The 18,529-nt window shown below is 66.5% G+C and carries 21 protein-coding genes; 13 read left to right on the top strand and 8 right to left on the bottom strand.

Features of this window, described 5'->3' with window-relative positions; translation table 11 throughout:
- Positions 1-7: 7 nt before the first annotated feature.
- A complete protein-coding gene (locus QM741_RS00435; RefSeq protein WP_415209045.1) occupies positions 8-1,321 on the top strand; it encodes a hypothetical protein in 1,314 nt (437 codons plus the stop codon).
- 103 nt (positions 1,322-1,424) lie between these two features.
- On the opposite strand, the gene QM741_RS00430 is transcribed toward QM741_RS00435, so the two are convergent.
- On the bottom strand, positions 1,425-1,985 hold the full coding sequence (locus QM741_RS00430; protein WP_415205796.1) for a DUF2058 domain-containing protein: 561 nt from the start codon (positions 1,983-1,985) through the stop codon (positions 1,425-1,427).
- On the opposite strand from QM741_RS00430, the gene QM741_RS00425 reads away from it, so the two are divergent.
- Positions 1,984-2,208, top strand: a complete 225-nt coding sequence (locus QM741_RS00425; protein WP_415205795.1) for a hypothetical protein — start codon at positions 1,984-1,986, stop codon at positions 2,206-2,208. The two genes, QM741_RS00430 and QM741_RS00425, sit on opposite strands and share 2 nt — an antisense overlap.
- A 28-nt stretch (positions 2,209-2,236) precedes the next feature.
- Here the strand turns inward: QM741_RS00425 and QM741_RS00420 are convergent, their stop codons facing one another.
- The 3 genes from QM741_RS00420 to QM741_RS00410 form a co-directional block, all read right to left on the bottom strand.
- A complete protein-coding gene (locus QM741_RS00420) occupies positions 2,237-2,461 on the bottom strand; it encodes a SlyX family protein (protein WP_415205794.1) in 225 nt (74 codons plus the stop codon).
- Complete coding sequence (locus tag QM741_RS00415; RefSeq protein WP_415205793.1) at positions 2,458-3,813, bottom strand: UDP-glucose dehydrogenase family protein; 1,356 nt, start codon at positions 3,811-3,813, stop codon at positions 2,458-2,460. Before QM741_RS00415 ends, QM741_RS00420 begins: the two co-directional genes overlap by 4 nt.
- A gap of 149 nt (positions 3,814-3,962) precedes the next feature.
- A complete protein-coding gene (locus QM741_RS00410; protein ID WP_415205792.1) occupies positions 3,963-4,775 on the bottom strand; it encodes an FKBP-type peptidyl-prolyl cis-trans isomerase N-terminal domain-containing protein in 813 nt (270 codons plus the stop codon).
- 278 nt (positions 4,776-5,053) lie between these two features.
- Between QM741_RS00410 and QM741_RS00405 the strand changes: the two genes are divergently transcribed.
- The 5 genes from QM741_RS00405 to QM741_RS00385 all read left to right on the top strand — a co-directional run bounded on the left by QM741_RS00405 (position 5,054) and on the right by QM741_RS00385 (position 9,988).
- Entirely contained in the window at positions 5,054-6,940 is a 1,887-nt protein-coding gene (locus tag QM741_RS00405) for an ATP-binding cassette domain-containing protein (RefSeq protein ID WP_415205791.1), read from the top strand.
- A gap of 269 nt (positions 6,941-7,209) precedes the next feature.
- Positions 7,210-7,677, top strand: a complete 468-nt coding sequence (locus QM741_RS00400; protein ID WP_415205790.1) for a hypothetical protein — start codon at positions 7,210-7,212, stop codon at positions 7,675-7,677.
- Positions 7,678-7,702: 25 nt separating this feature from the next.
- Positions 7,703-8,080, top strand: coding sequence for a GntR family transcriptional regulator (locus QM741_RS00395; RefSeq protein ID WP_415205789.1), 378 nt, complete (start codon positions 7,703-7,705; stop codon positions 8,078-8,080).
- Positions 8,073-8,954 carry an ABC transporter ATP-binding protein gene (locus QM741_RS00390; protein ID WP_415205788.1) on the top strand — a complete coding sequence of 294 codons (882 nt, stop codon included), beginning with the start codon at positions 8,073-8,075 and terminating at the stop codon, positions 8,952-8,954. The genes QM741_RS00395 and QM741_RS00390 overlap by 8 nt, the downstream gene beginning before the upstream one ends.
- On the top strand, positions 8,951-9,988 hold the full coding sequence (locus tag QM741_RS00385; RefSeq protein ID WP_415205787.1) for a hypothetical protein: 1,038 nt from the start codon (positions 8,951-8,953) through the stop codon (positions 9,986-9,988). Before QM741_RS00390 ends, QM741_RS00385 begins: the two co-directional genes overlap by 4 nt.
- A gap of 65 nt (positions 9,989-10,053) precedes the next feature.
- On the opposite strand, the gene QM741_RS00380 is transcribed toward QM741_RS00385, so the two are convergent.
- The 4 genes from QM741_RS00380 to ftsY form a co-directional block, all read right to left on the bottom strand.
- Positions 10,054-11,448, bottom strand: coding sequence for a class II fumarate hydratase (locus QM741_RS00380; protein WP_415205786.1), 1,395 nt, complete (start codon positions 11,446-11,448; stop codon positions 10,054-10,056).
- 80 nt (positions 11,449-11,528) lie between these two features.
- Complete coding sequence (locus tag QM741_RS00375; protein WP_415205785.1) at positions 11,529-11,804, bottom strand: oxidative damage protection protein; 276 nt, start codon at positions 11,802-11,804, stop codon at positions 11,529-11,531.
- A gap of 15 nt (positions 11,805-11,819) precedes the next feature.
- The gene (gene mutY, locus QM741_RS00370) at positions 11,820-12,866 is read right to left on the bottom strand and encodes an A/G-specific adenine glycosylase (protein WP_415205784.1); all 1,047 of its coding nucleotides are present in this window, start codon (positions 12,864-12,866) and stop codon (positions 11,820-11,822) included.
- A complete protein-coding gene (gene ftsY, locus QM741_RS00365) occupies positions 12,863-13,924 on the bottom strand; it encodes a signal recognition particle-docking protein FtsY (RefSeq protein WP_415209044.1) in 1,062 nt (353 codons plus the stop codon). Before ftsY ends, mutY begins: the two co-directional genes overlap by 4 nt.
- A 30-nt stretch (positions 13,925-13,954) precedes the next feature.
- Here ftsY and rsmD point away from each other — a divergent pair, with 30 nt between their 5' ends.
- From rsmD to QM741_RS00335, 6 genes are all read left to right on the top strand, one after another.
- Complete coding sequence (gene rsmD / locus QM741_RS00360; RefSeq protein WP_415205783.1) at positions 13,955-14,548, top strand: 16S rRNA (guanine(966)-N(2))-methyltransferase RsmD; 594 nt, start codon at positions 13,955-13,957, stop codon at positions 14,546-14,548.
- Between the two features lie 42 nt (positions 14,549-14,590).
- Positions 14,591-15,088: a pantetheine-phosphate adenylyltransferase gene (coaD, locus tag QM741_RS00355; RefSeq protein ID WP_415209043.1), complete on the top strand. Its 498-nt coding sequence runs from the start codon at positions 14,591-14,593 to the stop codon at positions 15,086-15,088.
- A gap of 41 nt (positions 15,089-15,129) precedes the next feature.
- Positions 15,130-15,678 carry a hypothetical protein gene (locus QM741_RS00350; protein WP_415205782.1) on the top strand — a complete coding sequence of 183 codons (549 nt, stop codon included), beginning with the start codon at positions 15,130-15,132 and terminating at the stop codon, positions 15,676-15,678.
- Between the two features lie 133 nt (positions 15,679-15,811).
- A complete protein-coding gene (locus QM741_RS00345; protein ID WP_415205781.1) occupies positions 15,812-16,090 on the top strand; it encodes a YfhL family 4Fe-4S dicluster ferredoxin in 279 nt (92 codons plus the stop codon).
- Entirely contained in the window at positions 16,083-17,783 is a 1,701-nt protein-coding gene (ggt, locus tag QM741_RS00340; RefSeq protein WP_415205780.1) for a gamma-glutamyltransferase, read from the top strand. Before QM741_RS00345 ends, ggt begins: the two co-directional genes overlap by 8 nt.
- A 37-nt stretch (positions 17,784-17,820) precedes the next feature.
- On the top strand, positions 17,821-18,528 hold the full coding sequence (locus QM741_RS00335) for a TMEM43 family protein (RefSeq protein WP_415205779.1): 708 nt from the start codon (positions 17,821-17,823) through the stop codon (positions 18,526-18,528).
- Position 18,529 lies beyond the last annotated feature (1 nt).

Below are 18,529 nucleotides of genomic sequence, written 5' to 3'. Positions count from 1 at the left end.
TGCGCACATGAACCTGCTGCGCAACTGGGGCGGCGGCTACTACGAGTCCGACGAATTCTTCGATCTCGCCGACGAGATGGGCCTGATGGTCTGGCAAGACTTCATGTTCGGCGGCGGCCTGTCGCCCGCCTACGATCCCGCGTTCCGCGCCAACGTGCTGGCCGAGGCGCGCGAGCAGGTGCGTCGTCTGCGCGATCATCCCAGCCTCGTGCTCTGGTGCGGCGACAACGAAGTCGAAGCCGGCTGGCAGACCTGGGGCTGGAAAACCACACTCGAAAAGGAAGCGCCCGCGCTGGCTAAGAAGGCGTGGGACGAAGGCTACGTGCCGCTGTTCGGCCGCGACCTGCGCGCCGTCGTCGCCGAGAACGGCGGCGGCGTACCGTACTGGTCGAGCACGCCGGGCAACGATCTCGAAGGCCGGCCCGATGTCGACGACAGCGGCGACCGCCACTACTGGGAGGTGTGGAGCGGCCCGGCGAAACCCGTCACGGCTTATCTCGACGTCACGCCGCGCTTCATGTCGGAATACGGCTTGCAGGCGTGGCCGTCGCTGCGCACGGTCGCCGCGTTCGCGCAGTCCGACGAAATGAAAATCGACGGGACGGTGATTCGCGCGCATCAGAAATTCCTCTACGGCGACGGCAATTCGCGGCTGCTGAAATACATCCGCGAGGAATACGGCGAGCCCAAAGACTTCGCCGACTTCGTCTACCTGAGCCAGGTGATGCAAGCGGAGGGCATCGAACTCGCGGCCCTGCACCATCGCGCGAGCCGGCCGCGCACGATGGGCACGCTCTACTGGCAGCTCAACGACGTCTGGCCCGGCGCGTCGTGGTCGAGCGTCGATTGGTACGGCCGATGGAAGGCACTGCAATTCCATGCGCGGCGGTTCTATGCCGATGTCGCCGTCGCCGCGCTGCGTTCGGCGCAAGGCGTGACGACGGTGAGTTTGATCAACGACACGCAGGAACCCGTTGCCGCCGCGTTGCGCCTGCGGATGCTCGACCTCGACGGCAAAGTCTTGCGCGAAGAACGCAAGCCGGTCGCGCTCGCGGCAGCGGGCGTGACGGGGTTCGGCGGGTTCTCCGACGCCGACCTGCTGCGCGGCGCCGATCCGAAACGCACGATCGCCGTGTTCGAGTTGCTCGACAACGGGGCGGCGCTGTCGCGCGGCGTCGTCTATTTCGATGCGACGAAGAATCTCGCCTTGGCCGATCCGGATTTGCGTGGCGAGATTGCGGTCGACGGCGACGGCTATCGCCTCACCGTCTGGGCCAGACATCTGGCCCGCTCGATGCCGAGCTTTCCGACAACGCGTTGACCCTGCTTCCGGGCGAGGCCGTGAGCGTGCATCTGCGAAGCAACGCGCCGCTCGCGGATTTGCAACGCAACCTGCGCCTGCGCAGCCTCGGCAAAGGGATGTTCTACCAGACCAGGTCCGGCGGCACGTCGTCCTCGGGCGGCGCATCGGGATCGCAGAGCAGGACCAACGTTTGCGCGTCGATGGACTGCGCCGCGAGCGCGGTCTCGCGCTTCACGAGCAGGTAGCGGCCCGCGAGCTGGACGACGGCGAGATCGCCACGGTTGAGCTCGGCGAGTTGCGCGGCCGTGCAATAGACGCGGCGTATCTTGTTGCCGTGCGGGAAATGCCGCGGCGTGTCGGCCGCTTCCGAATTGAGCGTCTTGCCGTCGAGCAGTTCGGAAAGCTTGCGCTTGCGTTCGCGTTTCTCACGCGCGATGCGTTCGGCCTCGCGCTGCGCGGTCTCGCGTTCGTCCTTTTCCTGCTTCGCGCGCAAGGCATAGGCATGGGCGAGGTCGGGCTCGCGGGGGTCAGGCAGCGGTTTGGCGGTGTTCTGCGCCGGCTTCGTTGGCGGCGGCGGATGCCTGCCTTGCCGTGGCTTGTTCTGTGCTGCAGGCTTGGTTTCGGCCTTGAGCTTCGCGGCAAGACCAGACTTCAACAGTTGATCGCGCAGGGACTCGGACATGATCTACCAGACCGTGAATTCCAAAGCGAATTTGACAACGGCGATTGATGCGAAAACCGCACAGTTGACCATGCGCAAAACTTTGGATTTCTCACGCCGCCAAACGACCGTGCACACCATCAGACCCGTCAACAGCATACAGAACGAAATTTCTCTTGCGTATGAAATTCGCCCAACGGAGGCAGCAACGGCACCTGACGCCACTGAAAGCGCGATCAAATAGGGAACGAAGCTCCTGATCGACATGACGTTCAGTAGTGAGGTGGCGGCGGTTCGTCGCGCGCGTCCTGCCCCGCGGCTTGCATGCCGTTCAGCGTTTCGCGCAGCCGTACCAGTTCGCGCCGCAGTTCGAGCAGCAGACGATCGTGCCCGGCCACCGTGGCATCGAGGCTCTGCACGGTACCGTCGAGAAACGTCAGGCGCGTTTCGAGCTCGGTCAGGCGCTGCTCGATCGACGATGTCGCGGCGTCGCTCATGCATCGGCCCTGTTCGGCGCCGTTACGCTTCTGCCGCGGCCGATGCCGTAGTAGGCGATGCCGGCTGCCTCGACCGCCGCGGGTTCGTAGATGTTGCGGCCGTCGAAGATCGCAGGCGTTTTCAGGCTCGCCTTGATGCGTGCGAAATCCGGGCTCCAGAACGCCTTCCATTCGGTGACGATGACGAGCACGTCGGCGCCGGCGAGCGCCGCGTCGGGGTCGTCGCAGAGCACGAGGTCGTTGCGCTCCCCGAAGATGCGTTTCGCTTCTTCGCGCGCCTCCGGGTCATAGGCGCGCACCTTCGCGCCCGCCGCCCACAACTGCTCGAGCAGGCGTCGGCTCGGCGCCTCGCGCATGTCGTCGGTGTTCGGCTTGAACGCCAGGCCCCAGACGGCGATCGTCCTGCCGTTCGGCGCGCCGCCGAAATGGCGTTCGATCAGCTCGTAGAGTTTTTCCTTCTGCGCATCGTTGACCGTCTCGACGGTGCCGAGCAGGCGCGCCTCGTAGCCGTGGCTGCGCGCAGTGCGCTCGAGCGCGCGCACGTCCTTGGGGAAGCACGAGCCGCCGTATCCGGCGCCCGGATAGATGAACGAATAACCGATGCGTGGATCGGAACCGATGCCGTGGCGCACCAGTTCGATGTCGGCGCCGACGCGCTCGGCGATGTTCGCCAACTCGTTCATGAAGCTGATCTTGGTCGCGAGCATCGCGTTCGCGGCGTACTTGGTCAGTTCGGCCGAGCGCACGTCCATGAGCACGATGCGCTCGTGGTTGCGGTTGAACGGCGCATAGAGGGTCTTCATCTGCTCGATCGCGCGCGCGCTGTTCGAGCCGACGACGATGCGGTCAGGGCGCAGGCAGTCCTTGACCGCGTCGCCTTCCTTGAGGAATTCGGGATTGGAGACGACGTCGAAGGCGACGTCGACCTTGCGCATGGCCAACTCGCCAGCGATCGTCTCGCGCACGCGGTCGGCCGTGCCGACCGGAACGGTGGACTTGTTGACGACCACCGTCGGGCGTTCCAGATGGCGGCCGATCGTGCGTGCCACGGCGAGCACGTGGGAAAGGTCGGCGCTGCCGTCCTCGTCGGGCGGCGTGCCGACGGCGATGAAGACGATCGCGGCATGCGCGATCGCGGCCCGCGCGTCGGTGGTGAAGCGCAGCCGTTTCTTCGCGCGGTTCGCGGCGACGATGTCCTCGAGGCCGGGTTCGAAGATCGGAATCTCGCCTGCGTCGAGGCGCGCGACCTTGGCCGCGTCGATGTCCACGCAGACCACGTCGTTGCCGACGTCGGCCAGACACGCACCGGTGACGAGGCCGACGTAGCCGGTGCCGAAGATGCTGATTTTCATTCGCTCATCCGGAACGATCGCGCGGGCGCGATTGTATTGGAAAGGGGGCCACGGGCGGCCGCTTTCCGATCATCGCGATCAGGGGCGGTTGCAAAAACAAAGGCGCGGAGTGCTCCGCGCCTTTTGCGTCGACACCGACACGTTGCGGCTTACTGCTTCGCTGCGGCGGGCTTTTCCACCGGCTGCGGCGTCTTCGCGTTGCCGGCAGGCGCGGGCGGCTCGATGCCGACCAGGGTGACGTCGAAGATCAGCGTCGCGTTCGGGCCGATCGGGCCGGGGCCGTTTTCGCCATACGCGAGCTTGGACGGAATGTAGAACTTGTACTTCGAGCCGACCGACATCAGTTGCACGCCCTCGGTCCAGCCCGGGATCACGCCGTTGAGCGGGAACGTCGCCGGGCCGCCGTGATCGGCGGAGGCATCGAACTTGGTGCCGTCGATCTTGGTGCCGAGGTACTCGACCTTGACCGTGTCGGTCGCCTTGGGCTTGGGACCGGTGCCTTCCTTGGTGACTTCGTACTGCAGGCCCGAAGCCGTGGTCTTCACGCCGGGCTTGGTCTTGTTCTTGGCAAGGAAAGCGTCGCCGTCGGCCTGGTTCTTCTTCGCTTCCTCGGCGCGCTTGGCCATCGCGGCGGCCTGGTGCTTCTGCATGAACTCCTGGTTGACCTCGTTGAGTTCCTCGGGAGTCAGCTTCGGCTTGACGCCTTTCAAACTGTCCTGCAGCGCGGCGATCAGGGCGGCGGTGTCGACTTCGTCCTTGATCTGCGAAAGATTCTCGCCGACCTTGGTGCCGACGAGATAGCCGTACTTTTCTTTCTCGCTCTTGAACTTCGCGTCGATGGCCTTGTTGGCGGCCGGCGCAGCGTGGGCGGCGGCCGGCGCCTGCGCGAACGCGGCGCCCGCAACGGACATCGCGCCGGCAATGGCGGCGGCGATCAGGGTCTTGCGCGAAAACTGGGTCATGTATGCTCCTGGTGACTCGCGAATCGATGCGATCCGCTTTGGCTCGAAAAAAGATGCCGTCCGCCCGGAAACGCGTTTCCGGGGCTTCGGCGCGAAAAAGATTGCGTATTGTGCGGCTCCCACCCCGCGAAGGCAAATGGATGAATGCGGGCTTCGACACGCGGCGGCGGCGTGGGTTCCGCGACGGCGCGGCGCCGTTCAGGTTGGCGCAGGCGAGGAGGAGAGGGCGGCTTCGCGCGTGAGCGCAGCGAACGGCCTCGTTCCTTTACAATGCCCGCATGCTGCGTTTCGACGATCTCGCGCTGCGGCGCGGCCCTCTGCTTTTGTTCCAATCCATGACCCTGCAGTTGCACGCCGGCTGGCGCTGCGGCATCAGTGGGCGCAACGGTGCGGGCAAATCCTCGCTGCTCGCGCTGGTCGCGGGCGACTTGCAGCCCGACGCGGGTCATTTCGAGCGGCCGAAAAACTGGACGCTGGCCTGGGTCAGGCAGGAAGTCGAAGCGCTCGACGTCAGCGCACTCGACTACGTGCTCGACGGCGACGGGGAGTTCCGCCAGATCGAACGCGACCTCGCCGCCGCCGAGGCGGCGCACGACGGCATGCGCTTGGCGCATCTGCACGAGCGCCTGCTCGCGATCGACGGCTACGCCGCGCGCGCGCGCGCCGGCGCGCTGCTGCACGGCCTCGGCTTCGGGCCGGGCGACGAGGCGCGCAACGTGCGCGACTTCTCGGGCGGCTGGCGCATGCGCCTCAACCTTGCGCAGGCGCTGATGTGCCGCTCCGACCTGCTCCTGCTCGACGAGCCGACCAACCACCTCGACCTCGACGCGGTGATCTGGCTCGAAGGCTGGCTGAAAAAGTATACCGGCACGTTGCTCGTGATCTCGCACGACCGCGAATTCCTCGATGCGGTCGCCACGCACATGCTCAGCATCGCCGAGCAGCGCGTGGAACTGTTCGCCGGCAACCTGACCGGCTTCGAGCGCAAGCGCTGCGAGCGACTGGCCCAGCAGCAGTCGATGTACGAAAAGCAGCAGCGCGAGCGCGCGCACCTGCAAAGGTTCGTCGATCGCTTCCGCGCGCAGGCGACCCGCGCGCGCCAGGCGCAGAGCCGGATCAAGGCGCTCGAACGCATGGTCGACATCGCGCCGGTACGCGCGGCCTCGACGATCCGCTTCGAATTCCGCGAGCCCGCGGCGATGCCCGATCCGCTGCTGCGCCTCGACGAGGTCGCGGCCGGCTACGGCGAGCGAATCGTACTCGACCGGATCAAGCTCAGCCTCGTCCCCGGCGACCGCATCGCTTTGCTCGGCGCCAATGGCGCGGGCAAGTCGACGCTGATCAAGGTGCTCGCCGGTCAACTCGCGCCGCTCGCGGGCGAGGTGATCGCCGCGCGCGACCTCAAGATCGGCTACTTCGCGCAGCATCAGCTCGAACAGCTCGATGCGAAGGCGACCGCGGTGGAACATCTGCTGCGCCTCGATCCGGGCCTGGGCGAACGCGGCGCGCGCGATTTCCTCGGCGGCTTCGGCTTCGCCGGCGACCGCGCGCTGGAACCGGTGGCGCCGTTCTCGGGCGGCGAGAAAGCGCGGCTGTGCCTCGCGCTCACCGTCTACCAGAGGCCGAACCTGCTGCTGCTGGACGAGCCGACGAACCACCTCGACCTCGACATGCGCGAGGCGCTGACCGAAGCGCTCAACGATTACACTGGCGCGGTCGTGCTCGTCTCGCACGACCGCGCGCTGATCCGCATCTGCTGTACGACGTTGCTCCATGTCGGCGGCGGCCGCGTCGCCGATTACGATGGCGACCTCGACGACTACGCGCGCTTCGTCCAGCGCGCGAATGCGGAACCCGCCTCCGCCGCATCGCCTCCGGCGCCGAAAAGCAAGGATGGGCAACGTCGCGAGCGCGCCGACGCGCGCGCCAGGATCGCTCCGCTGCGCAAAAAGCTCGCCGAGATCGAGCGGCGCATGGCCGCGCTCGACAACGACAAGCGCACGCTCGAGGCGAAGCTGGCCGATCCCGAATTCCACGCCGTCGCCGCAACGGCACAAATGCTGGAACTGAGCCGCAAGTCGAGCGCGATGGCCGCCGAGATCGGCCGGCTCGAAGACGCCTGGCTGGCCGCGCAGCAGGAACTGGAGCAGGCCGAAGCGGCCTGATTGCGCGGGGCAGGAACCGCAGATACGACTTTCGCGCTCTTCGCGCGATAGACATCATTCGATCGCGCTGGACTGTTGTTCGTCGTTCCTGCCTGCGCGGCAATGACGGACAAACAAATGCCGATGCGCCCCCCATTTCCAGCTTGCGGGGACCGGCAAAAGAACGCCTCCAAAAAATTTTCCAATTCCCTGTTGACATCTCGTGATTTAGTGTTATAGTTACATACAACACCACTTCATCGACTCACAACGTCACCACGGAGACGACCATGAACACCTCCACTCCCTTGATCCGCCTTGGCCTGCTCGCGCTGACGGGTGCCGTCGTTCTCGGCGCCACGGCGCTGGAGTCGCGGCCGGTGTCCCACCCGGCCACGGCCACGCGGCCGACCGTGACCCTCGGCACCGTCACCGTTCGCCCGGACGTCGTGGAGAACGTCGCCGCGCAACCGGTCGCGCCTGCGCTGTCCGTGCTGCCGACGGTCCATGTCTACGCGAGCGAGGAAGAGGCGCTCGCGGCGCGCCTCGACCCCAGCGACCGCATCCAGGTTTTCGCGCCGATCGTCGTGCAGCCCGATGCCGAGGAAGTCGCCGCCGCGCTGCGCGCCACCGCGGTCGTCCAGGTCGGAGACGACGACGAGCACGGCCTGCTGGTGCGTGCGGTCGCCGAGCCGCACCGCCTGCGTCTCGACATGCCCTACTATTCGTTCGGCAAGGTCCTGACCCACGGCAAGTGAGCACGGGAATACGCAAGGCATCCCCATGAGCGTTACTTGGAACGACAACAGTCCGATCTACCGCCAATTGCGCGACCGCGTCGTGGCGATGATCCTCGACGGCGTGCTCAAGCACGGCGATGCGCTGCCGTCGGTACGCCAGGTCGCGGCGGATTTCCAGCTCAACCCGATCACCGTGTCGAAGGCGTATCAGGAACTCGTCGACGACCATCTCGTCGAGAAGCGCCGCGGCCTGGGCATGTACGTGGCCGAGGGCGCACGCGAGGCGCTGCTGCGCAGCGAGCGCGAGCGCTTCCTGCGCGAGGAGTGGCCCGCGCTGCGCGAGCGCCTGAACCGGCTCGGCCTCGATTTTTCCACCTTGCTCGACACCACGAAGAACATGAACGGCACGTCGCATGAATGACGCAGGCGCCACCACCTCCACGACCATCGTCCGTGCGCGCGGGCTGGCCAAGCGCTACGGCGCCACGGTCGCGCTCGACCACGTCGATTTCGACATCGCCGCCGGTCGCATCGTCGGCCTGATCGGCCCGAACGGCGCGGGCAAGACCACCGCGCTCAAAGCCATCCTCGGCCTCGCCGAGTTCGAAGGCGAGCTGTCCGTGCTCGGACTCGATCCGCGCACGCGGCGCACCGAACTGATGCAGCAGGTCTGCTTCATCGCCGATGTCGCGGTACTGCCTCGTTGGTTGCGGGTGAGCGAGGCGGTCGATTTCGTCGCCGGCGTGCATCCGCGCTTCTCGCGCGAGAAGTGCCTGGCCTTCCTCGCCCGCACCAAGCTGCGGCCGGGCCAGCGCGTGCGCGAACTGTCCAAGGGCATGATCGTGCAATTGCACCTCGCCCTCGTCATGGCGATCGACGCGAAGCTGCTCGTGCTCGACGAGCCGACCCTGGGCCTGGACATCCTCTACCGCAAGGAGTTCTACCAGAGCCTGCTCAACGACTACTTCGACGAAGAGAAGACCATTCTCGTCACCACGCACCAGGTCGAGGAGATCGAGCACATCCTCACCGATCTCATCTTCATCAAGGACGGAAAACTGGTCGTCAACGCGAGCATGGACGAGATCGCCGAACGTTATACCGAGGTCATGGTCGGCCCCGACAAGATCGAGGTCGCGCGCGCGCTCAAACCGCTCAACGAGCGCGCCATCTTCGGCAAGACCGTGTTCCTGTTCGACGGCGTCGAGCAGAAGCGTCTTGCCGAACTCGGCGAACTGCACAAGCCCAGCGTCGCCGACCTGTTCGTCGCGACGATGAAGGGGGCCTACGCATGAACACGCAAGCGACGACGACGAAACCGAACCCCGTGCGGACCTTCCTGTGGCTGCTGCGGCGCGAATACTGGGAACACCGCGGCGGCTTTTTCTGGGCGCCGCTGATCGCGGGCGGCGTGATCGTCGGCATCACCCTGCTCAGCCTGATCGTCGCCGAAACCACGGCGGCGCGGAACGGCGTGAAATTGAGCAACATGAACCTCGACATGATCTCGCGCAACATGACGCCCGAGCAGATCGCGCACTTCAACGCGGGCTTGACCACGGGCCTGATGGGTCTGTCGATTCCGATCATGGCGATATTGTCGTTCGTCGTGTTCTTCTACCTGCTCGGCGCCCTCTACGACGACCGCCGCGACCGCAGCGTGCTGTTCTGGAAATCGCTGCCGATATCCGATCTCGATACCGTGCTGTCCAAGATCGTCGCGGCGGTGCTCGTCGCGCCGCTGCTCGCGATCGCGGCGACGATCGCGCTGCATCTCGCCTTCCTCGTCCTGATCAGCGCCTATGCCGGTTTGCACGGCGTCAATCCTCTGCCGCTGCTGTGGAATCCGGCGCCGCTGGTGTCGATGTGGATCAAGCTGGTCCTGCTGATTCCGGTCAATGCGTTGTGGGCGCTGCCGACGGTCGGCTGGCTGCTGCTGTGCTCGGCGTTCGCGCGCTCCAAGCCGTTCCTGTGGGCGGTTGCGTTGCCGGTCGCGTTCGGCGCGATCCTGGGCTTCACCCAGTTGCTGCAGCGGCTCTCGATCCCGAGTTCGTGGTATTGGAGGAACATCGTCGCGCGCATCCTGTTCGGCGTCGTTCCGGGCGGATGGTTCGGCACCGGCGGCGACGGCACGTTGCGCTCCCTCGCCAGTGGCGGCGACATCGACATCTCGCTGGGCAAGTTCGATCTCGTGAACGCCGTGTTGACTTGGGATCGCATTCTCGACGCACTGGCTTCCCCCGATCTCTGGATCGGCGCCGCCGCCGGCGCGGGACTGATCGCCGCCGCGATCCATTTCCGCCGCCGCCGCATCGAAACCTCGGTCTGACGCACGGGAGTTCGTGGCGCGTCCTCGCCCGCGGAACCGACGCGTACCGGAGAGTGTGGATCGTTTTACCCTCCGGCAGATCCGCCGTGCACGCCACCGCGCGTCAGCGCAGCCGGATCGAGCAATTTGACCAGCTCCGCCTTCGACAGCCCCGCCGTCTCGAGCGCCACGTCGAGAATCGGCCGTCCTTCCTTGTACGCGCGCTTCGCCGCCGCGGCGCCTTTCTCGTAGCCGATCACCGGATTGAGCGCGGTGACGAGGATCGGATTGCGCGCGAGCGCTTCGCCGATGCGGTCGCGGCGCACCTTGAATCCCGCGATCGCGCGGTCGGCGAGCAGGCGCGAGGCCGCGCCGAGAATTTCTATACTCTGCAGCAAATTGTACGCGATCACCGGCAGCATCACGTTGAGCTGGAAGTTGCCGCTCGCGCCCGCGACCGCGATGGTCGCGTCGTTGCCGATCACTTGCGCGGCGACCATCGCGGTGGCCTCGGGAATCACCGGATTGACCTTGCCCGGCATGATCGACGAACCCGGCTGCAACGCGGGCAGCTCGATCTCGCCGAGGCCGGCGAGCGGCCCCGAGTTCATCCAGCGCAGGTCGTTGGCGATCTTCATCAGCGATACGGCGAGCGTTTTGAGCTGGCCGGACAGCTCGACCGCCGCGTCCTGCGAGGACAGGCCTTCGAAGAGGTTCTTCGCCGGGACGAAGCGCACGCCGGTCGCGCGGCCCAGTTCCCGGCAGATCATCGGACCGAGCTTCGCGTCCGCGTTGATGCCCGTGCCGACCGCCGTGCCGCCCTGCGGCAACGCGCGCACGCGCGCCAGCGCGCTCTCGATGCGCGCGACGTTCGAGGCGACCTGCGCCGACCAGCCCGACATTTCCTGGCCGAACGTCACCGGCATCGCATCCATCAGATGCGTGCGGCCGGTCTTGACGACCTTGTTCAACTGCTTCGCGCGGCGGTCGATCGTCTTCTGCAGATGCTTCAACGCCGGCAACAATCTTTCCCCGGCCGCCAGCGCCGCGCTGACGTGGATCGCGGTCGGAATCACGTCGTTCGACGACTGGCCCATGTTGACGTCGTCGTTGGGATGGACCTTCAGATTCCCGGTCGAGGCCAGATGGGCGATCACCTCGTTCGCGTTCATGTTCGACGAGGTCGCCGAGCCGGTCTGGAACACGTCGATCGGAAACTCCGCGTCGAACTCGCCCGCGGCCACGCGTTCGGCCGCCTTGCGGATCGCCTTGGCCTTGGCCTTCGCGAGATGGCCGAGGTCGCCGTTCGCCTGGGCCGCCGCTGCCTTGATCAGGCCGAGCGCGCGGATGAACTCGCGCGGCATGCGCAACCCGGAAACCGGAAAATTCTCGACCGCGCGCTGCGTCTGCGCGCCCCATAGCGCGGCGGCGGGCACCTTGAGTTCGCCCATGCTGTCGTGTTCGATGCGGTAGTGGGCCATGGCGGCTCCTTTGCGTATTGCTTGAATTGCGGATGTTGCGCGGTCGCGCGGATGATTCTGCCCGACGGATCGCGCGGCTGCTACGAATGCGCGGACGGGACATAACCCCGCGGCGCCGCCGAGCCTTCGCCGAAGAAGTATTTCTCCATCTCGGCTTCGAGGAACTTGCGTGCGGTCGGATCCAGCGGCGAGAGGCGGTTTTCGTTGATCAGCATGGTCTGGTGCGCGAGCCACTGCGCCCAGGCTTCCTTCGACACGTGCTCGAAAATGCGTTTGCCGAGTTCGCCGGGACAGGGCGCGTAGGCGAGGCCCTCGGCTTCGCGTTGCAGCTTGATGCAGTGGACGGTGCGGGACATGGCGGGCCTTCGGCTTCAGTCAAGGGATTCGATCAGCTTGCGCACGGGCGCGGGCAGGCCGAGCGCGGCGGCGTCGGACGGGCGCAGCCAACGTTTGTCGGGGGCGTCGGCCACGACGTTCGCGGGTTCGAGGTCGAGTGCGAGCGGGGTGACGTCGAGCAGGTAGTGGCTGAAACCGTGCACGAACGGCGGCAGCGCGCGAAAGGCGATCGCGTTCGCGTCGATGCCGTGCGCGCGGGCAACGTCGCCGCGCGCGGCGGTTTCGTCGGCGGCCTCGGGCAGGCTCCACAGGCCGGCCCAGACGCCGACCGGCGCGCGCCGTTCGAGCAGCAGGCGGCCGTGCGCGTCGCGCAGCACGAGCATGACGGTGCGGCGCGTCGGTCGCGCTTTTGCGGGCTTGCGCGTTGGCAGGGCGGCGGTAAGGCCTTTGCGATGCGCAATGCAGTCCGTGTGCAGCGGGCACGCGCCGCAGCGCGGTTTGGCGCGCACGCAGATGCCGGCGCCGAGATCCATGATCGCCTGGGTGTAGTCGGCGACGCGTTCGTGCGGCGTATGCGCGTCGGCCAGTTGCCAGAGGCGGTTCTCCGTGGCTTTTTCGCCGGGCCATCCTTCGACGCCGTGAAAGCGCGCGAGCACGCGTTTGACGTTGCCGTCGAGAATGGCGCAGCGCCGGCCGAATGCCTGCGCGAGGATCGCGCCCGCGGTCGAGCGGCCGATGCCCGGTAAAGCCGACAAGCTGTCGAAATCGTCGGGCAACTCGCCGCCGTGGCGTTCGACACATATCTGCGCGGCGCGATGCAGGTTGCGCGCGCGGCTGTAGTAGCCGAGGCCGGACCACAGCGCGTAGACGTCGTCCTGCGGCGCGGCGGCGAGCATTTGTGTATTTTGCAACTTTTCCACAAAGCGCAGAAAGTACGGAACGACCGCCGCGACCTGGGTCTGCTGCAGCATGATTTCCGAGAGCCAGACGCGGTACGGCGTGCGCGGATGCTGCCAGGGCAGATCGTGGCGGCCGTGCGCCTCGAACCAGCGCAGCAGGCGCGGGGCGAAATCGTCGCTCACGTCGCGGCGGCTTCGTCGTTGCCGAGGTTCGTGGGTAGCAGCGCGTCGACGAACGCGGCGGGTTCGAATTCGCGCAAGTCCTCGGCGGTTTCGCCAAGGCCGACGAAGCGGATCGGCAGGCCGAATTCCTTGGCCAGCGCGAACACCACGCCGCCCTTGGCGCTGCCGTCGAGCTTGGTGACGACGAGGCCGGTGACGCCGATCGCGGCACGGAACTGGCGCGTCTGGTTGACCGCATTCTGGCCCGTGGTGCCGTCGATCACGAGCAGCACCTCGTGCGGCGCTTCGGCGTCGAGCTTGCCGAGCACGCGGCGGATCTTGGCGAGTTCGTCCATGAGGCCCGATTGCGTGTGCAGGCGCCCGGCCGTGTCGGCGATCAATACATCGAGTTGCTTCGAGCGCGCCGATTGCAGCGCGTCGAAGATCACGCTGGCCGAGTCGGCGCCCGAACCCTGCGCGACGACGGGCACGCCGTTGCACTCGCCCCAGGTCTTCAACTGCTCGACGGCGGCTGCGCGGAACGTGTCGCCGGCGGCAAGAACGACGTCGTGGCCTTGCGCCTGGAAACGATGCGCGAGCTTGCCTATCGTCGTCGTCTTGCCGACGCCGTTGACGCCGACCATGAGAATGACGAACGGTTTTTTCGCGGCTTCGATGCGCAGCGGCTCGGCGACGGGCCGAAGCAATGCGACGAGGTCGTCGCGCAGCGCGTCGAGCAGCGCGTCCGCATCGGCGAACTCGCGTTTGTCCATGCGGCGGCGCAGGTCCTCGACGAGCGCCGTCGTCGCGGCCACGCCGACGTCGGCGCCGAGCAGCGCCGTTTCGAGTTCGTCGAGCAACGCATCGTCGAGCTTCGGCCTGCGCGCGAACAGGCCGGCGATGCTGCGGTTGAAGACGCTCCCGGCGAGGCGTTCGCGCCACGACTTCTTGGCGGGCGCGAGGAGCGGGGGGGCAGGGGCGAGATCGGAAGCCGACGCATCGGTCGATGTTTCGGTTCTTTCCGGGTCCGCAGCCCCAAGTCCCGCATCCCGCTCTTTTTTCTTCCACAGCTTGAACATGTCCGCGCAAAATTCGACGACAATCGGCGAATGGTAGCACCGCACCGTCATTCCGCTCCCGGCAAGCTGCGCATCGTCGGCGGCGATCTGCGCGGTTCGAAGCTGGCCGTGGCCGATCTGGATGGCCTGCGGCCGACGCCCGACCGCGTGCGCGAAACGCTGTTCAACTGGCTGGCGCCGTACATCGGCGGCGCGCACTGCCTCGATCTTTTCGCTGGCACCGGCGCGCTCGGCATCGAGGCGCTGTCGCGCGGTGCGGCGCGCGTCGACTTCGTCGAACGCGATGCGCGACTCGCACAGGCGTTGCGCGACAATCTCGCCCGGCTCAGGCAGGAGAATGGGCATGTGCGCAACGCCGACGCGCTGGCGCTGCTCGGCGAGGCCGCAAGACGGCCCTGCGACATCGTCTTCCTCGATCCGCCGTTCGCGTCGAATCTGTGGGACGAAGCGGCGCGGTTGGTCGAAATGAACGAATGGCTGTCGCCGCATGCGCTGATTTACGTCGAGTCGGCCGCCGAACGGACTTTGAGCCTGCCGTCGACCTGGCAGTCGCATCGCGCAGGCCGCGCGGGCGCGACGCGCTATGCGCTGTATCGCCGATCGGATAAGCTTGCGGGAAGTTGAAGGCACAGTCCGAGCCGCACGCCATCCATGCCGAACAAGCCCATCCCCGCCGAACGCTCGCGCATCGCGATCTACCCGGGCACGTTCGATCCCATCACGAACGGGCACATCGACCTGGTTTACCGCGCCGCGCCGCTGTTCGAGCGGCTCGTCGTCGCGGTGGCGGAAAGCCCGAACAAAGGACCGGGTTTCGGCCTCGAGGAGCGCATCACGCTCGCGCGCGAGGCGTTGGCGGGCGTCGCCAACGTCGAAGTGCGCGGATTTTCCTCGCTGCTCGCGCACCTGGTCGAGGAGGTCGGCGCCGGCGTGATCCTGCGCGGCCTGCGCGCGGTATCGGACTTCGAATACGAATTCCAGCTCGCGAGCATGAACCGGCACCTGATTCCGCGCGCCGAGACCCTGTTCCTCACGCCCGCGGAGCAGTACAGTTTCATCTCGTCCTCGCTGGTGCGCGAAATCGCGCGGCTCGGCGGCGACGTGTCCGGCTTCGTCCATCCGGCCGTGCAGCACGCGCTGCGCAAGCGCTTCGGCAACGGCTGACTTGCGAAAAATTTCCGCCAACGACCTGATAGGGAGACAAAATGAAAAAGTATACTTTCCGCATGGTGCTCGCGCTTTCCGCCGCGCTGCTGCTTTCCGCCTGTGGCCCGAGCGAGGAGGACAAGGCCAAGGCCGCAGAAGCCGCCGCCAAGGCCGAGGCGCTGGCGAAGGAAGCCGCCGCCCTGGTGATGCCTAAGGACACGATCGACAAGGCGGCATGGGCGCCGTACTTCAAGGCGACGGTCACCAAGTTCCTGCGCGAGAACTCGGCGACGGTGAAGACCAACCATCCGTACGTCTACTACATTCCGGCCGGCGACGACGACGCAGCCAAGACCGATCGCGCGAATGCGCTCGACAACATCCAGACCACGGTCCAGCGCGGCGTGCTGCCGGGCGCGTTCATGGCCTTCGGCGGCCCGAGCTCGACCTTCACGGCGGACACGGTGGTCGCAGCCTTCAAGGATGCGAAGGACGGCTCGCTCAAAGGCGTGTACATCCTGTTCATCGGCTCGCCGGCCGATTCCGAGCGCGTCAAGCCGGAGATCGAAAGGGTGGGTGCGACGTATTACTTCGCCGAATTGAAGTGACGACTCGGTCCGGGAGTGCGTAGCGCGGTTGGCGTGCCGAGCTGCCCGGGCGATGCGGCTTGTGTTGATCGAAAAAGCGCGGACAGGGATGTCCGCTTTATGAGCTTCGCGATCAGGGACGAGAGCAAAATACATGTCCCTCAAGATTCTCGACACCTGCGTCAACTGCGACGTCTGCGAGCCGGTCTGCCCGAACCAGGCGATATCGCTGGGCGCGGTCATTTACGAGATCGCCCCCTCGCGCTGCACCGAATGCGTCGGCCACTACGACACGCCGCAGTGCGTGGAGGTGTGCCCGGTCGAATGCATCATCGTCGATTCGGCGCATGTCGAGTCGCGCGAAACCCTGCTTGAAAAATACCACGAGCTGACCGCGGATCGGGCGGAGAAGCCGGAGCCGAATAATGCCTAGACGTATCTTGTATACTTTTTCCTTCGTGCTGCTCGCCGTGGCCGCGAGCGCGCAGGCGGCCGGGCCGCAGCAGGCCGAGGCGACCGCCAGGCCGGGCCATGCCGCGATCGCGAGCGCGCACAAGCTCGCCACCGAGGCCGGCTTCGAGGCGCTTGCGCAGGGCGGCAATGCGTTCGACGCCGCGGTCGCGGTCGCCGCGGCGCTGTCGGTGGTCGAGCCGCAGAGTTCGGGCATCGGCGGCGGCGGCATGTTCCTGCTGCATCGCGCGAGCGACGGCAAGGACGTTTTCGTCGACGCGCGCGAGACATCGGCGGCCGCGGTCGATCCGAAGGACTATCTCGCCGCGAACGGCGATCTCGACACCGACCATTCGCTCAACGGTCCGCTGTCGGCGGCGATTCCGGGCGAGCCGGCGGCCCTGGTCTGGCTGGCGCAGCGGTACGGCAAGCTGCCGCTGGCGAAGTCGATGGCGCCGGCCATTCGCATCGCGCGCAAGGGCTTCGCGGTCGACAAGCGCTTCGTCGACGAAGTGCGCTACCGCAAGCCGATCTTCGAGCGCTATCCGGCCTCGGCCGCGCTGTTCCTCGACCATGGCGGCGTGCCGAAGGCGGGTTGGATTTTCAAGAATCCCGATATCGCCAGGACGCTGGAACGGATCGCCGCCGACGGCAACGAAGGCTTCTACCACGGCGAATTCGCCGCGAAGCTGGTCGATGACGTGAAGGCCAAGGGCGGCCGCTGGTCGCTCGATGATCTTGCCAGTTACCAGGTCAAGGAACGCGAACCGATCTCGTTCAGGTACAAGGATTGGCAGATCGTCACCGCGCCGCCCCCGTCTTCGGGCGGCATCGCGATCGAGGAGATGCTCAACATCCTCTCCGGCTACGACTTCGCCAAGCTCGACCGCGTGCACCGCACGCATCTGATCGTCGAAGCGATGCGCCGCGCCTACCGCGACCGCGCGCAGTACCTGGGCGATCCCGATTTCGTCAAGATGCCGCTCGACGAACTGGCGAGCCCGTTCTATGCCGCGGGCCTGCGCGCGACGATCCATCCCGACAAGGCGACGCCGAGCGACCTGCTGCCACCGTACATGACGCCGCCGCAGGGACCGCACACGACGCATTTTTCGATCATCGACAAGGACGGCAACAGGGTCTCGGCGACGCAGACGGTCAACTTCGTCTTCGGCTCCGGCATGGTCGTGCCGGGCACGGGCTTCCTGCTCAACGACGAGATGGACGACTTCGCCCTCGTTGCCGGCAAGCCCAATGTTTACGGCGTGGTCGGCAACGATGCGAACGCGCCGGCCGCGGGGCGGCGGCCGTTGTCGTCGATGTCACCGAGCTTCGTCGTCGGCGCCGATCGCATCGGTGTGATCGGTACGCCGGGCGGCAGCCGCATCATCACGATGGTGCTCGAGGGCATCCTCGCCTTCGTCGACGGCGAGACGCCGGAGAAATTCGTCGGCAACCCGCGCTATCACCATCAATATCTGCCCGACGTGATCTCGGCGGAAAAGGGGACTTTCAGTGCCGACGAGGTGAAAGCGCTCGAAGCGATGGGACACAAGGTCAGCGAGTCCGAGCGTACCTGGGGCTTCATGAATGCGGTGAGCTGGGACCTCAAGACCGGCAAGCTCCACGCCGGCACCGATCCGCGCCAGACCTCGGGCGGCGCCGTGGTGAAATGACATGGGCCACGTTCGAAGTTCGCTGCATTTTCTTTAGATGGCACGCAAACGCAAATCGAAGGTTTCGCCGGGCGGGATCGCGCTCTGGGTCGCGCTGATCCTGCTGGCGCTCGCCGGCATGTGGGCATGGCAGCACCGTGCGCGCGTGCCGGCGGCCGTGGCGACGATCGCCAGGGAATTGCCGGCGCCCGCGCCGAGCGCGGGTCCCCCGCCATCCGGCGCCGATGCCGCGGTTGCTGCGAAAGTCGGCGGCAAGCTGGTCGTGCGCCGCCCGCCGCGCGACGCACGGATCGGCGTTTCCGCCGATGCCGCCGTGCTTTTGCGCGTTGTGGAAATGTATCAATGGCACGAGCGCTGCGAGCTGGACGGCGGCGCGTGCTCGTACGAGAAGTCCTGGTCGCCGGGGCGCGTCGACTCGGGCCGGTTCCGCGCGCCGGCGGGTCATGAGAATCCCCCCGCGCCATTCGCCGACGCGCGGTTTGTCGCCGGCGAGATCCGGCTCGGCGATCTCGTCGTCGATCCCAAGCTGCTCGATGCGCAGGCTGCGAAGGACTATCCGGTCAAGGAAAGCGCACTGCCGCCCAACCTCGCGGCGACGTTCAGCGTGGTGGACGGCGTGCTTTACGCGGGCGGCGACGCGGCGCACCCGCAGATCGGCACGGTGCGCGTGCGCTATCGCATCGTGCCGGCGGGCGAGGTGGAGCTTGCCGGCGTGAAGCGCGGCAACAAGCTCGAAGCGAAATAGA

It is taken from the genome of Rudaea sp. (assembly GCF_047601565.1).
Classification (GTDB): Bacteria; Pseudomonadota; Gammaproteobacteria; order Xanthomonadales; family Rhodanobacteraceae; genus Rudaea.
Note: the sequence above shows the minus strand (reverse complement) of the source record. Positions and strands in the feature narration are given on the sequence as shown.